The sequence below is a fragment of the Nesterenkonia massiliensis genome, from assembly GCF_000455245.1.
Taxonomy (GTDB): domain Bacteria; phylum Actinomycetota; class Actinomycetes; order Actinomycetales; family Micrococcaceae; genus Nesterenkonia; species Nesterenkonia rhizosphaerae.
The window spans coordinates 1-13,531 of the sequence record NZ_HG005173.1; the positions used below are offsets into that span (position 1 = coordinate 1).

Consider the following 13,531-nt stretch of genomic DNA (forward strand, 5'->3'; position numbering starts at 1 on the left):
GGCCTATAGACAGCGCAGGCCAGGAACCCTAGAATCTGTGCTCACCATCCTTATTACCGATTGCGAAGAGGTGCCTCACCCTGGTGGACGCCATACGCCATGCGGTCATGCGACGTCGACGATGTTGCTCCGCATCCGTAGTGAACCTGTTTTATCCGTCTCTACACGATGACGCCGGCCGCTGGGGAGCTGTGACGCTTAAGTGATCACTGCTCTTCTTCTGCTACTGGGCTGTCTTCTTATCCTTCTCATCATCGCGGCGAACGGCTACTTTGTGGCCCAGGAATTCGCCTATATGTCGGTGGATCGAAACCGACTTCGCGCCATGGCTGACAGCGGCGATCACGCCGCGCAGCGCGCACTCGACGTCACTGGACGCACCTCCTTCATGCTCTCCGGCGCACAGCTGGGCATTACCGTCACCGGCCTGCTGGTGGGTTATGTGGCCGAGCCCCTGGTGGGCGAGGGCCTGGGCACTCTCTTAGGCGGCGTCGGCATTCCCGCGGCGGTCAGCGTGACCGTGGGCACGGTGCTGGCGCTGACTGTCTCCACAGTGGTGCAGATGATCTTCGGTGAGCTGTTCCCGAAGAACTATGCGATCGCCAATCCGGTGCCGCTGGCCCTGGGCCTGGCTCGCTCCACCAAGATCTATCTGCGCGTCTTCGGCTGGCTCATCGCCATCTTCGACAAGGCCGCCAACGGCCTGTTGCGGCTGCTGCGGATCGAGCCGGTCCACGATGTGGAGTCCAGCGCAACGGTCAAGGATCTGGAACATATTGTCACCAGCTCCCACGACAGCGGGGACCTGCCGGACGAGCTGTTCCTAGCGCTGGACCGGATCCTGGACTTCCCGGATCACGACGTAGAACACGCGATGGTCCCGCGCTCTCGCACCGGCTATGTGCAGCCCCGCACCACACTGGGTGAGGTCCGCGCCATGATGGCCGAAGAGCACACCCGCTACCCGGTGGTGGATGAGGAGGACGAACCCATCGGCATCGTTCATCTCATCGACCTGCTGGGCACTGATCTCAGTGACGAAGCCGAGGTCACTGAGCTGATGCGCCAGCCGGTCATCGTTCCTACCCTGATGCCCCTTCCTGAGGCGGTGCGGCTGCTGCGCGCCGAAGGAGCGCAGATGGCCTGCGTCATCGATGAGTACGGCGGCTTCACCGGCGTGGTCACCATGGAGGATCTCGCCGAGGAGGTCCTCGGTGAGATCACCGATGAGCACGACACCGAAGAACCGGCAGGCATCGAGGCTCAGGGCGAGTCTCAGTGGCAGGTGGACGGGGACCTACACCTGGATGAGGTGGAGCGGGCGATCGGCCACAGCATCCCCGAGGGCGATTACGAAACCCTCTCGGGCCTGCTCATCGCCCACGAAGGCACGCTGCTGGAGGAAGGCCAGACCGTCCGGGTGGAGCTGCCGGCTGACCCCGCAGACTACGCGGAGGAAACTGTGCCCCAGCGCTGGCTAGAGATCACGGTGACCAGTGTGGACCGCCACGTACCGGAATCGGTGCGTGTGGTGCTGCATGAGAAGGAGGGTGACCAGACATGACTGACTGGTTAATTACCGCGCTGGCAACAGTGGCGATCATTGTTCTCTCGGCGTTCTTCGTGATCATCGAGTTCTCGCTTCTGGCAGCCCGTCGGCACCGCCTGGAAGAGTCAGCAGAGACCAGCCAGACCTCGCGCGCTGCCCTGCGCAGCCTCAATGAGCTGACCATTATGCTCGCCGGTGCGCAGCTGGGCATCACCGCCTGCACCTTCGCACTCGGTGCGGTGAGCAAGCCCGCAGTGCACTACGCACTGACCCCGGTCTTTATGTCATGGGCCATGCCAGGCTGGGCGGCCGATGCGTTGGCCTTTGCCCTGGCACTGCTGGTCATGACCTTCCTGCACCTGGTGGTCGGAGAGATGGCACCGAAGTCTTGGGCGATCGCTCACCCTGAGTTCTCTGCTCGTGTGGTGGCATTGCCTTCGCGGGCGTTCATCAGGATCTTCCGCCCGCTGCTGAGGTGGATCAATGGCATCGCCAACCGGCTGGTCGCGGCCACAGGCGTGGAGCCGGTGGATCGCGCGGCGGCAGGCGGCTATGACTCCGAAACCATCCGGCATCTGGTGGAGCACTCCACACGGGCCGGAGTTCTAGATAAGGCCTCAGGGACACAGATCTCCAGCATCATTGAGCTGGAGTCCCTGACAGTCCAGGACGTCATTGCCGAACAGCAGGGTGTTGTGGCCCCTACGGTCCCGGTGACCGCCACCGCACAAGAGGTGCAGCAAGCTGCCCACCGCAGTGGCGAGCTTCGTGTGCTGCTGACCCCCCTGCAGGATGCGCCACTGATCGTGCATGTGCGGGACACACTCAGCGTGGCTGCCGAGCACTCCGCACGCGAACTGGCCCGCCCTGCACTGGTGGTATCTGCTGAGGCCTCCGTATATGAGGCCTTCCAGCAGATGCGCGCCGCGGGTGAACAGCTCGCAGTAGTCCGCTCCGGCAACGCCTTTAGTGGAGTCCTCACCTGGAATGACATCCTCAATCGGGTCTGGCCGAATATGGAGGAACAATGGGCCTAGGCCCGTCGCACCTGGGTTGAGCCCAGGTTAGAGGCACCACGACGAGGGCTGAAGGAGGTCACCGGTTCATCCGGGCCCCTTCAGCCCTCTTCTGTATGGAAGCGCACTCCGGCTTCATTGAAGATGCTCAAAATCTCGGTGTTCTCCGGTCCCACTGCGGACATCGCGTGCGGGGTGCGTGTGTCGAACTCGGCGGCCTCTCCGCGATGCAGGATGATCTCCCGGTCATCCAGATGCAGGCGCAGTCGCCCAGAGAGCACATAGAGCCACTCGTGCCCGCCGTGAGTCCCTAAAGGCCCGTCGTGAGCCGGGCGGGGACGCAAGACGATCTTGTAGGTCTGAATATGCGAGGTCTCCGGTGAGAGCGGGTGGAAAGTCGCCTCATCACGCTCCCAGGGGTCACGCTTGACTCTGGGATCCTCCACCACTGGTGTCAGCAGCTCATCGATGCTGATGTCCAGCGCCTTGGTCAGCGGCAGCCGCAGTTCAAGATTCGCCTGCCGTTTTCCGGCCTCCAACCGCGAAAGCGTGCTGGCGGAGACGCCGGCTTTCTTCGTGAGACTCTCAAGGGTCCATCCCCGACCAGTGCGAGCGGCACGCAGCCGAAGTCCCAGATGCTCAAGCTCTTTCATGCCCCCAGCGTCCCGAAAGTTTGCCGATTCCGCAATCTGTCATGACACATCAGCAATCTCAGCCCACCATGGGTTCATGACCACTACACAGATCATTGAAGAACCTCTGCCTGAACTGCAGCTCTGGGACGCCATTGTCATCGGAGGCAGCGCCGCCGGCCTCAGTGCTGCACTGACCTTGGGACGCGCTCACCGCAGTGTGCTGGTGATCGACCAGCAGCGCCCGCGCAACCGCTTTGCCGACCATATGCATGGAGTCCTCGGACTCGAAGGCGTTGCCCCTGCAGAGCTGGTCCGGCGTGGTCGCGAAGAAGCCGCACTATACGGCGCCAAGTTCCTCTTTGCAGAGGTGACCGACGTAGCTGACAGCACCGACGAAGAACAGCCAGGGTTGCGCATCATGCTGGAGGACGGAAGAACGATTCTAACTCGCGCTGTGATCGCTGCCGGCGGCCTCACCGACCACCTCCCTGCCGTGCCGGGACTCGCCGAGCGCTGGGGCAAGCAGCGCCGGCGCCGGAGAGCTGACTCAGGACATGCTGCAGCGGCTGCAGGCCCGCGACGTCGTCGTCGAATCCTCCCCTGTTCTCCAAGTCCACGGCGAGGAAACCAACATCACAGCGGTTGAACTTCAGGATGGCCGCAGGATCCCACTGGATGCGATCTTCGCGGTAGCCACCATGACTCCTCACGATTCCTACCTCCAGCACCTGAGGTTAGAGCGCAATGAGACTCCGATGGGCAGCTTCCTCGCGGTGGATCAGATGTTCCGGACCAGCCATCCACGCATCTGGGCCGCTGGAAACGTGGCCAATCCTGGGGCGAATGTGCCGCTGTCCATCAGCAGCGGCAACTTTGCCGGGGCCGCGGCGAACGCTGCACTGACAGAACAAGAGTTCGACCGCGCGGTGGCATCGTCACAGCAGCGCACATGATGCAGCTCACATGCTAGCGTGTGGGATGACCGAGGGGTGTCCTGCAAAGGACTGAGACGCCGCTGGTCTGCTTCACCAATGCAGACGGCGCGGCAACCCTTTGAACCTGATCCGGGTCATGCCGGCGAAGGGACGGGGCACTGCGTATTGCTTCGGCTAGGAGGAATTCCCGGCTGCGGCTACTAAAAAGCACTCATGCTCTACCTGACCCGCCTGTACCGACCCGGTTCCCAAGACAGTGCAGGAGAGAGATGAGTCAACGTTTCACAGACGGGCTGCGTGAAGAGAACCGACCCACCTGGGATGAGGCGGTGGGACACCGGTTTGTGCAGGAGCTGTTGTCCGGGGATGTCGACGACGCCGTGATGTCGAACTATCTGATTCAGGACCACCGTTTCCTGGACGCGTTTGTCACTTTGCTGGGCTCGGCGATCGCCACCGCTGACACTTTTGAGGCCCGGCTGCGTTTCGGTCGGTTCGCCGGGATCATCTGCAGCGAAGAGAACACCTACTTCCTGCGTTCCTTTGAGGCGCTGAATATCAGCGAGGCTCTGCGGGACCGCATCCCGGACACCGAGCCCACTGGTGGTTTTGCCGCCCTCATGCGGGAAGCCGCCCAGACACGGGACTATGTGGCGATCTTGGCGGTGCTCACCGTCGCAGAGTGGCTCTATTACGAGTGGGCTCGCATGCGGCAGGGGCCGCTTCCGGAGAACTTCGTCCATGCCGAATGGATCACTTTGCATGACAATCCGGCCTTCGCTGAGTTCGTGGAGTTCCTGCGCAACGAGCTGGATCGGCTAGGAGCTGACGCGGCTGAGGTGGCGCGGGATTTCTTTGGCCGAGCCGTTCAGCTGGAGCGGCAGTTTTTCGATGCTGTCTATGCACAAAACGACCCTCGAGATGCAGGGACACCGCGTAACACCCGTGCCGACTATGCCCAGGAAGAGAACTGATGAGCACCACATTATTTGATCGCCTGAAGGAAGCCGCCGGTCAGGAGTGGCTCAACTACACCGACCATGTCTTCATCCAGCAGATGGAGTCCGGAACCCTGCCTCCGGAGGTCTTCAAGGAGTACCTCATCCAGGATTACCGGTTCCTGGTGCAGTTTGCCCGGGCTTATGCGCTGCAGGCCTATAAGAGCCGGACTATGGCGGATATCCAGATCGCGAGTAAGGGTCTCGCCGATGTTATTCACGAGACGGATCTGCACGTGAAGCGGCTTGAGACCGGCTGGGGCGTGAGCCGCCAGCAGATCGAATCAACTCCCGAGGCGTGGACCAATGTGGCCTACACCCGGTTTGTGCTCGACGCCGGCAGCTCCGGAGATCTGTTGGACCTTGTGGTGGCCCAGGCACCATGTGCTATCGGCTATGCGGAAATCGGCGAACGGCTGAAGCCGGCTCTCGAGGCAAACCCCGAGCACCCTTACGCCGAGTGGATCGGTGAATACTCAGCTGACTGGTATCAGCAGGTCAAAGTGGAGACCATCAGCCATATCGATGCGCTGGCGGCACGCACTTTCACTGAGGAGCGCTTCAGTGAGCTGGCCGAGATCTTCACCACTGCCACCCGCATGGAGGCACAGTTCTGGCAGACTGCGTTCGATCTAGCGGCCGCCAACGCCTGAACCCACCCCTGTCGCTCAGCCCCGAGATTCCGCCATTGCGGTGAACCGGTCTGCCACTGCTGCACCGCCGGTCGGCTCGGTGGTGACCAGCATGATCGTGTCATCTCCTGCGATAGTGCCCAGCACTTCCTTCATCCCGGCATGATCCACGGCGCTGGCCAGGAACTGTGCAGCACCGGGCGGGGTGCGCAGGATCACCAGATTAGCGCTGGCCTCCGCGGAGACCAGCAGGTCCCGGCACAGCGAGGCCAGCCGCGCCGTCGTCGTCGCCTCCGGCTGATCACTGGTGAGTTCCCCGGCGTGCCCCTCCCCCGGTACTGCATAGACCAGCGTGCCATCAGCGCTGCGCACCCGGGCCGCTCCGATCTCCACCAAGTCACGAGATAGCGTGCCCTGGGTGACAGTGACGCCGTCATCGGCGAGCCCCTGGGCCAGTTCGGCCTGGGAACGGATGGAGGAGCGGCTGATCAGCTCGCGGATCTTGGCCTGGCGGGCGGTCTTGGTGGTGGGTGTCATCGCAGCGTGCCCTGTTCTGCCTCGCGCACCAGGGCCGCAGTCTGCTCATCGGCCAGTCCAGACTCCACCAGCAGCCAGGCCATCAGTGCCTTCTGCGCATGCAGTCGGTTCTCGGCCTCATCCCAGATCACTGACTGCGGTCCGTCAATCACCTCCGCAGTGATCTCCGCACCGCGGTAGGCCGGCAGACAATGCAGGACAATCGCGCCGGGCGCCGCCAGCGCCAGGGCTGCAGAGTTGACCTGGTAGTCGCTGAAGAGCTCCATGCGCTGAGCCTTCTCATCCTCCTGCCCCATGGAGATCCAGGTATCTGTGGCTACCACGTCGGCATTCTTCAGTGCAGTCTGCGGATCAGTGGTGATGGTGAGGCTTCCTCCGGTCAGTGCGGCACGCTGCTGGGCCGCCTGCACGATCTCCTCAGCCGGCAGATATCCCTGCGGCCCTGCGATGCGCACATCCATGCCCGCATTCACCCCGGCCAGCAGATAGGAGTTGGCCATATTGTTGGCAGCGTCCCCCAGGTAGGCCAGCGACCGCCCTGTGAGCTCAGCGTTGCCCTGGGCAGCGAAATGCTCGCGGATGGTCTGCAGATCAGCCAGCAGCTGGCAGGGATGATAGTCATCGCTGAGCGCATTGATGACCGGCACGCGCGAGTACTGGGCCATCTCCTTAAGTCCGGCCTGGGCATAGGTGCGCCAGATGATCAGACTGACCTGCTTCTCCAGCACCCGGGCGGTATCGGCCACCGACTCCTTATGCCCCAGCTGGGACTCCCCCGGATTGACGATGATCGGCTGGCCACCCAGCGCGGCGATACCAGCAGCAAACGAGAACCGGGTACGGGTGGAGGTCTTATCGAAGATCACCGCGGCGGTCTGCGGCCCCTGCAGTGCCTTGAGCGCGTAAGGATTGACCTTGAGGTAATCAGCCAGGTTGAGAACCTTCAGCAGCTCCTCATTGGTGAGGTCCAGGTCGGTGAGGAAGTGGCGGGTGCTCATGAATGGTCCTTGGATTCGGTAGTCGAAGAGGCGGCCTGTGAGGCGGTGATATCAGGGATCGCGGCAGCCAGTCGGCTGAGGAAGAGCTCAGCCTCCTCAACTGTGAGGTTCAGTGGAGGTGCCAGCCGCAGGGTCTTCTCTCCTGTGGCGTTGATGATCAGCCCGTGACGTTCCCGTGCGGTGGTCACCAGGTCCGGCGCGGTAATATCAGCGAGGTCGACGCCGATATGCAGCCCGTACTGGCGAACTTCGGTGACCTGCGGCATGGCCTGCAATCCGGTGGCAATCTGCGCCCCGATCTGCTGCACATTCTGCAGCAGTCCGGAGGCCTCGATGGCGTGCAGGGTGGCCAGTGCCGCGACAGTCGCCAGCGGGTTGCCTCCGAAGGTAGTGCCGTGCTGTCCGGCGCTGAGCAGCGTGCTGGCCTGGGGCCCGAATCCGACCATCGCCCCCACCGGGAAACCTGAGCCCAGGCCCTTGGCCAGCGTCATCAGATCTGGCTGGGCTGCGCCGTCGGCCACCGCTTGGAAACGGAACCAGTCTCCGGTACGCCCCACCCCGGTCTGCACCTCATCAAGGACCATCAATGCCCCGGAGGCGCGGGTGAGGTCCCGTACGCGCAGCAGATAGGCGTCATCGATGGGTTTGACGCCTGCTTCACCCTGGATCGGTTCCAGGATGACTCCGGCGACGTCGTCGTCAGCGAATGCGGCTTCAAGTGCTGAGATGTCATTGGGGGCGAGGAACTCGACGCCGCCGATCAGTTCTCCGAAGGGCTCCCGGTAAGCGGCTTTATGCGTCAGTGACAAGGCTCCCAGGGTGCGCCCGTGGAAGCTGCCCTCCAGCGCCAGAATGCGCCCCTTGCCGCTGCTCTGCCGGTGCCGCAGCACTGCCTTCAGTGCCGCTTCATTGGCCTCTGAACCGGAGTTGGCAAAGAACACTGCCGATCCTGCCGGAGCCTGCGCCAGCTGCAGCAGCTTTTCGGCACAGGCGATCTGCATGGGGCTGGTGAACAAGTTGGAAATATGACCCAGGGTGGCCTGCTGAGAGGTCAGCACCGAGGTGATCAGCGGGTGCGCGTGGCCCAGCGCGTTGACGGCGATGCCGCCGAGCATGTCCAGGTATTCACGCCCATCGGCATCCCATACCCGCGCCCCGGAGCCGCGCACCAGCACCTGCTGCGGCGTCCCGAAAACTCCCATCAATGAGTCCTGATAGCGCTGCAGCAACTGTGAGCTGGACTGGGCCGGTGCCAGGTCCTGGGACGTCAGAACAGTGGTTTCCTGCTGTGAATCGGTCATGAGGCCTCCTCATCGGGGACCACCTGGGTGCCCACGCCTTCGGTGGTGACAATTTCTAGGAGCATCGAATGCGACTGCCGGCCGTCCACAATGTGGGCCCGCGCGACACCTGCCTCGACAGCAGCCAGAGCGGCACTCATCTTCGGGATCATCCCGGCTTCCAGCGAGGGCAGCATGGTGCGCAGGTCAGCGGCGGAGAGTGAAGAGATCAGCGAGGATTTGTCCGGCCAGTTGGCATAGAGGCCCTCGACATCGGTGAGCATCACCAGCTTGGCTGCGCCCAGGGCTGCGGCAACTGCTCCGGCGGCGGTGTCGGCGTTGACGTTGAGCACCTCACCGGTGGGCTGGCCCGCAGCGTCGAATTCCGGCGCAATGGTGGAGATCACCGGGATGCGACCGGCAGCTAGCAGATCCTGCACGGCGGCGGGATTGACTCCGGTCACTTCACCCACCAGCCCGAGGTCTACTTCTTCCCCGTCGACGACGGCTTTTTTCCGGGTGGCGCGCAGCAGCGCGGCATCTTCACCGGAAAGCCCGACGGCGTAGGGCCCATGCGAGTTGATCAAGCCGATGAGCTGGCGCCCGACTTGCCCGGTGAGCACCATGCGGACCACTTCAAGGGCTTCGGGGGTGGTGACCCGGTACCCGCCCCGGAACTCCGACTCAACGCCCACCGCTTCCAGCATGGCGTTGATCTGCGGACCGCCACCATGGACGACGACGGGGTTGACCCCCACGTGACGCAGGAAGACCACGTCCTCTGCGAAGGCGCGCCGCAGATCATCGTTGATCATCGCATTGCCGCCGTATTTGATGACGATGGTCTCACCGGCGAACTTCTGGATCCAGGGCAGCGCCTCGATCAGTACAGCGGCCTTATCGGCAGCGGTGGCCAGTGTGCCCACATCTCGCGGGGTCAGGGAGGTCTTCTCAGTCATGATGGCTTTCAGCGTCGAGTTCGTTGCTACCGCAACGGACGGTGCACGTTAGGAGGAGTACGCGCTGTTTTCATGGACGTAGTCATGGGTGAGGTCATTGGTCAGAATGGTGGCCTCGGCCTCACCTGCTTTCAGGTCAATGACCACCTCCACCAACCGGTCGGAGAGGTCTACCAGGCTGCGGTCTTCACCGATGCCGCCGGCACGGCAGATCCACACACCGTTGACGGCCACATCGATAGTCATCGGGTCGAAGGCCACGTCGGTGGTGCCCACTGCTGAGAGGATTCGGCCCCAGTTGGGATCGCGTCCGAATATGGCGGTTTTGAACAGATTGGAACGGGCCACCGCACGCCCGGCGGTCTCGGCTTCATCCTCGGTGGCGGCGTTGATGGTGCGGATCGCGATCTCGTGATGAGCGCCTTCGGCGTCGGCGATCAGCGCAGCAGCAAGGGTCTGGCAGACCTCGGCGAGGGCGGTCTGGAACTCAGTGAGATCTACTCCTGCTGGGTCAGCATCGGGGTGAGCCCCGGATGCCATGGCGATGACCGTGTCATTGGTGGACATGCAACCGTCGGAGTCTGCCCGGTTGAAGCTGACCCGAACCGCTTCGCGCAAAGCGGCGTCTAGCGCCTCGGCGGAGATGACGGCGTCAGTGGTGATCACCGAGAGCATGGTAGCCATTCCTGGTGCCAGCATTCCAGCGCCTTTGGCCATGCCGCCTATGGTGAATCCGCTTCCGCTGGCGGTGGCAGTCTTGGTGACGGTATCGGTGGTGAGGATGGCTTCTGAGGCTGCGGCCCCGGCGTCGTCGTCCTCCCCCAGGGTGTTGACTGCGGACTCCACCCCGGAGAGCAGCGCGGGCATATCCAACCGCACACCGATGAGCCCGGTGGAGCAGACCAGCACATCGGTAGCTGAGACATCCTGCCCAGCACTACTGAGTTTCTCGGCAACCTGTTCGGCCGTGGTGTGAGTATCGGCGAAGCCCGGTGCCCCGGTGCACGCGTTGGCTCCACCGGAGTTCAGCACTACGGCGTCTGCCCGACCGTCAGAGATGACCTGGCGGGACCACAGAACTGGTGCCGCCGATACCCGGTTGGTGGTGAGAACAGCAGCAGCATGCTTCAGCGGGCCGGTGTTGACTACCAGGGCGACATCGCGTTTCGCGGTGCCATCCTCGGCGGGACTCTTCAGCCCGGCAGCTACTCCGGCGGCGGTGAAACCGTATGCAGCGGTGACGCTCATGGTGCAACTCCCAGCAGGTTCAGCCCGGTGGTCTCGGGCAGACCCAGGGCGAGATTCATGGACTGGACTGCGCCACCGGCAGTGCCTTTGGTGAGGTTGTCAGAGGCAGAGACGACGACGACGCGGCCGGCATGTTCATCAACTGCCAGCTGAACGGTGACGTGATTGGAACCGATGACCTGTTTGGTGGCTGGCCACTGACCTTCTGGCAGCAGGTGCACGAAGGGCTCGTTGTGGTACTGCGCAGTGTAGGTTTCGCGCAGCTGGGCTTCGGTGATACCGGGCTTCAGGCGGGCGGTGGAGGTAGCGAGGATGCCGCGGGACATCGGCGCCAGGGTGGGCGTGAAGGAGACCTGGACCTCTTCTGCTGCCACCCAGCTCAGTCCCTGTTCGATCTCTGGTGTGTGGCGGTGCGATCCGCCGACTCCGTAAGGGCTCATGCCGCCCATGACTTCCGAGCCCAGCAGGTGCGGCTTCAGGGCTTTGCCGGCGCCGGAGGTTCCGGTGGCGGCGACGATGACAACATCTGTCGGTTCCACGAGCTTGCTGTGGAAGGCCGGCGCCAGCCCCAGCAGAATGGTGGTGGGATAGCAGCCCGGTACTGCGATGCGCGTAGCACCAGCCAGCTTGGAGCGCTGACCGGGCAGTTCAGGCAGACCGTAGGGCCAGGTCCCTTGGTGAGCGGAGCCGTAGAACTTCTCCCAGTCGGTACCGGATTCCAGGCGGTGATCGGCCGCGGCGTCGATCACGATGGTGTCGTCCCCCAGCTGTGCAGCAATCTCGGCAGAGGCCCCGTGAGGCAGGGCGAGAAAGACCACGTCGTGCCCGGCGAGGTTCTCTGCTGTGGTGTCGGCGAGGACTTTGTCCGCCAGCGGGTGCAGATGCGGCTGGATTTCTCCCAGTCGCTGTCCAGCACTGGAATGTGCGGTCACAGTACGGATCTCTGCCTGTGGGTGGTTGGCCAGCAGGCGCAGGATTTCTCCTCCGGCATAGCCGGAGGCTCCGGAGACAGCGACAGAGTAGGTCATACCGCCACTCTACGCGATTTTATGCATGAGCATCAATATTTATGCATAAGGCGGCGTGGAGATGATTCCGCATGCAGCGGACGTTCGTGGAAGTGCGGGCATCCTTGGGTACCCTGTGTCACATGAGTGAGCCCACTGTGTACGAAGAAGATCTTCCTGATGTCATCACCGTTGTTCAGGCCCGCGAGGCTGGCGGGGTCGAGGTCTTCGAATCCGCTGAGGTTCCCGCCCCGCGCCCGGCCGAGGGCCAGCTGCTGATCAAGACCGCTGCCGCAGGCGTGAACTTCATTGAGACCTATCAGCGCAGCGGCGTCTACGCCGTCGAGTACCCCTTTGTGCCTGGCAAAGAAGGCACCGGCACTGTCTTGGCTGTGGGCGATGGAGTAGAGAGTTTCTCTATTGGCCAGCGCGTAGCCACCACTGAGGCTGCTACCGGGACCTACGCAAGCCACTTCCTGGTTGATGCCGCTAAAGCTGTGGCGGTGCCAGATGAGATCACAGACGAACAAGCCGCCGCGCTACCCCTGCAGGGGGTGACTGCCCACTACCTGATCAACTCCACGTATAAGGTCGCCCCCGGTGAGACTGTGCTGACCCACGCTGGCGCCGGCGGTGTGGGTCAGATTCTGACGCAGCTGCTGAAGGCCCGTGGTGCACGCGTGATCACCACCACCTCCAGCGAGGAGAAGGCTGAGATCGCCCAGGCGGCCGGCGCTGATCATGTGCTCGGCTATGACGGCTTCGCGGAGAAAGTTCGCGAGATCACCAACGGCGACGGCGTGTCCGTGGTCTATGACGGGGTGGGCAAGGACACCTTCCAGGGGTCCCTGGAATCGCTGGCGGTCCGCGGAATGCTGGTGCTCTTCGGCGGGGCCTCCGGGCAGGTGCCGCCCTTCGACCTGCAGGAGCTCAATGCCCGCGGTGGCCTCTTTGTCACCCGCCCCGCTGTCCAGTGGTATCTGCGCAACGCAGAAGAACGCAACTGGCGATTCACTGAGCTGTTCGCGCACCTGAGCTCCGGTGATCTGAAGCTCAATATCGGCGGCACGTACCCGCTTGCCGAAGCAGGCCGGGCACAGGATGATCTGGAGAACCGCCGCACCACCGGCAAACTGATTCTGGTGCCGTAATCGGCTGATCGACGAGCTGGGCAAACCAGCGCATTCACGACTGTGAATCGACTGCTCAGCTAAGTACCCATGGAATGTTTCATTTCAGCCAAAAAATCACTGCCTGCTGAAACAAAAACTGGGTTCCAAGTGCATCATCGCCTTCACGCCTGCGGAGCGTTGCCCATGCCTAATGGGCTGACGTTCCGCAGGCGGAATAGCGAAAGCTACCGCTGAACTGCGCTGTGGCGCTGCGCGGCTAGTTCCACCGCAGCCGAACGTGCAGCGGAAGCCTCATCAGCGGTCAGGGTACGGTCCGCGGCTCGGAAACGCAGTGCGTAGGCCAGCGACTTTTTACCTTCCTCGATGCCGGTGCCGGAGTAGACGTCGAAGAGGTCGATGCTCTCCAACAGTTCGCCTGCCCCTTCTACCAGGGTGGACTCCAGCGTGGCTGCCGGCAGATCCTCATCCACAATCAGTGCCACGTCCTGCGTGGTGGGCGGGAACGTGCTGATCGGTTCAGCGCTCACCTGGTCCGGGGAGGCATCGATCAACACCTCCAGGTTCAGCTCCATCGCGCTGGTGCGCGCCGGCAGATCCAGCGAGG

At 62.9% G+C, this 13,531-nt stretch carries 15 protein-coding genes and 1 riboswitch; of the genes, 7 read left to right on the forward strand and 8 right to left on the reverse strand.

The genetic code is table 11. The features are described from left to right. The first annotated feature begins 202 nt into the window (after window positions 1–202). Both TX78_RS11180 and TX78_RS11185 read left to right on the forward strand, forming a co-directional pair. Window positions 203–1,564 carry a hemolysin family protein gene (locus TX78_RS11180; protein WP_044496319.1) on the forward strand — a complete coding sequence of 454 codons (1,362 nt, stop codon included), beginning with the start codon at window positions 203–205 and terminating at the stop codon, window positions 1,562–1,564. Next, complete coding sequence (locus TX78_RS11185) at window positions 1,561–2,586, forward strand: CNNM domain-containing protein (RefSeq protein WP_044496320.1); 1,026 nt, start codon at window positions 1,561–1,563, stop codon at window positions 2,584–2,586. The genes TX78_RS11180 and TX78_RS11185 overlap by 4 nt, the downstream gene beginning before the upstream one ends. A gap of 80 nt (window positions 2,587–2,666) precedes the next feature. Here TX78_RS11185 and TX78_RS11190 read toward each other — a convergent pair whose 3' ends face one another. Beyond that, window positions 2,667–3,218, reverse strand: coding sequence for a helix-turn-helix domain-containing protein (locus tag TX78_RS11190; protein ID WP_044496321.1), 552 nt, complete (start codon window positions 3,216–3,218; stop codon window positions 2,667–2,669). A gap of 76 nt (window positions 3,219–3,294) precedes the next feature. On the opposite strand from TX78_RS11190, the gene TX78_RS13825 reads away from it, so the two are divergent. From TX78_RS13825 to tenA, 4 genes are all read left to right on the forward strand, one after another. Beyond that, on the forward strand, window positions 3,295–3,846 hold the full coding sequence (locus tag TX78_RS13825) for an NAD(P)/FAD-dependent oxidoreductase (protein ID WP_158644341.1): 552 nt from the start codon (window positions 3,295–3,297) through the stop codon (window positions 3,844–3,846). After that, window positions 3,755–4,153, forward strand: coding sequence for an FAD-dependent oxidoreductase (locus TX78_RS13550; RefSeq protein ID WP_049897873.1), 399 nt, complete (start codon window positions 3,755–3,757; stop codon window positions 4,151–4,153). Before TX78_RS13825 ends, TX78_RS13550 begins: the two co-directional genes overlap by 92 nt. Window positions 4,154–4,175: 22 nt before the next feature. Then, window positions 4,176–4,303, forward strand: a riboswitch (TPP riboswitch). A 101-nt stretch (window positions 4,304–4,404) separates the two neighbouring features. Continuing rightward, window positions 4,405–5,109 carry a TenA family protein gene (locus TX78_RS11200; RefSeq protein WP_069956280.1) on the forward strand — a complete coding sequence of 235 codons (705 nt, stop codon included), beginning with the start codon at window positions 4,405–4,407 and terminating at the stop codon, window positions 5,107–5,109. Continuing rightward, complete coding sequence (gene tenA, locus TX78_RS11205) at window positions 5,109–5,786, forward strand: thiaminase II (RefSeq protein ID WP_044496322.1); 678 nt, start codon at window positions 5,109–5,111, stop codon at window positions 5,784–5,786. The genes TX78_RS11200 and tenA overlap by 1 nt, the downstream gene beginning before the upstream one ends. Window positions 5,787–5,801: 15 nt before the next feature. Here the strand turns inward: tenA and TX78_RS11210 are convergent, their stop codons facing one another. Genes TX78_RS11210 through argC form a run of 6 tightly spaced genes read right to left on the reverse strand, consistent with a single transcriptional unit; the run spans window position 5,802 to window position 11,815 of the window. After that, complete coding sequence (locus tag TX78_RS11210) at window positions 5,802–6,302, reverse strand: arginine repressor (protein ID WP_044496324.1); 501 nt, start codon at window positions 6,300–6,302, stop codon at window positions 5,802–5,804. After that, window positions 6,299–7,300 (reverse strand): ornithine carbamoyltransferase, encoded by a 1,002-nt coding sequence (gene argF, locus TX78_RS11215; RefSeq protein ID WP_044496325.1) that lies wholly within the window; start codon window positions 7,298–7,300, stop codon window positions 6,299–6,301. Before argF ends, TX78_RS11210 begins: the two co-directional genes overlap by 4 nt. Continuing rightward, window positions 7,297–8,601: an acetylornithine transaminase gene (locus tag TX78_RS11220; RefSeq protein WP_044496326.1), complete on the reverse strand. Its 1,305-nt coding sequence runs from the start codon at window positions 8,599–8,601 to the stop codon at window positions 7,297–7,299. Before TX78_RS11220 ends, argF begins: the two co-directional genes overlap by 4 nt. Beyond that, the gene (gene argB, locus TX78_RS11225; protein ID WP_044496327.1) at window positions 8,598–9,539 is read right to left on the reverse strand and encodes an acetylglutamate kinase; all 942 of its coding nucleotides are present in this window, start codon (window positions 9,537–9,539) and stop codon (window positions 8,598–8,600) included. Before argB ends, TX78_RS11220 begins: the two co-directional genes overlap by 4 nt. Before the next feature lie 48 nt (window positions 9,540–9,587). Then, the gene (argJ, locus tag TX78_RS11230) at window positions 9,588–10,787 is read right to left on the reverse strand and encodes a bifunctional glutamate N-acetyltransferase/amino-acid acetyltransferase ArgJ (RefSeq protein WP_044496328.1); all 1,200 of its coding nucleotides are present in this window, start codon (window positions 10,785–10,787) and stop codon (window positions 9,588–9,590) included. Beyond that, window positions 10,784–11,815, reverse strand: coding sequence for an N-acetyl-gamma-glutamyl-phosphate reductase (argC, locus tag TX78_RS11235; RefSeq protein WP_044496330.1), 1,032 nt, complete (start codon window positions 11,813–11,815; stop codon window positions 10,784–10,786). The genes argJ and argC overlap by 4 nt, the downstream gene beginning before the upstream one ends. 122 nt (window positions 11,816–11,937) lie before the next feature. On the opposite strand from argC, the gene TX78_RS11240 reads away from it, so the two are divergent. Then, window positions 11,938–12,945 carry a quinone oxidoreductase family protein gene (locus TX78_RS11240; RefSeq protein WP_044496404.1) on the forward strand — a complete coding sequence of 336 codons (1,008 nt, stop codon included), beginning with the start codon at window positions 11,938–11,940 and terminating at the stop codon, window positions 12,943–12,945. A gap of 206 nt (window positions 12,946–13,151) precedes the next feature. Here TX78_RS11240 and TX78_RS11245 read toward each other — a convergent pair. After that, on the reverse strand, window positions 13,152–13,531 hold a 380-nt coding region (locus TX78_RS11245; protein WP_044496332.1), incomplete at its 5' end, for a phenylalanine--tRNA ligase subunit beta-related protein.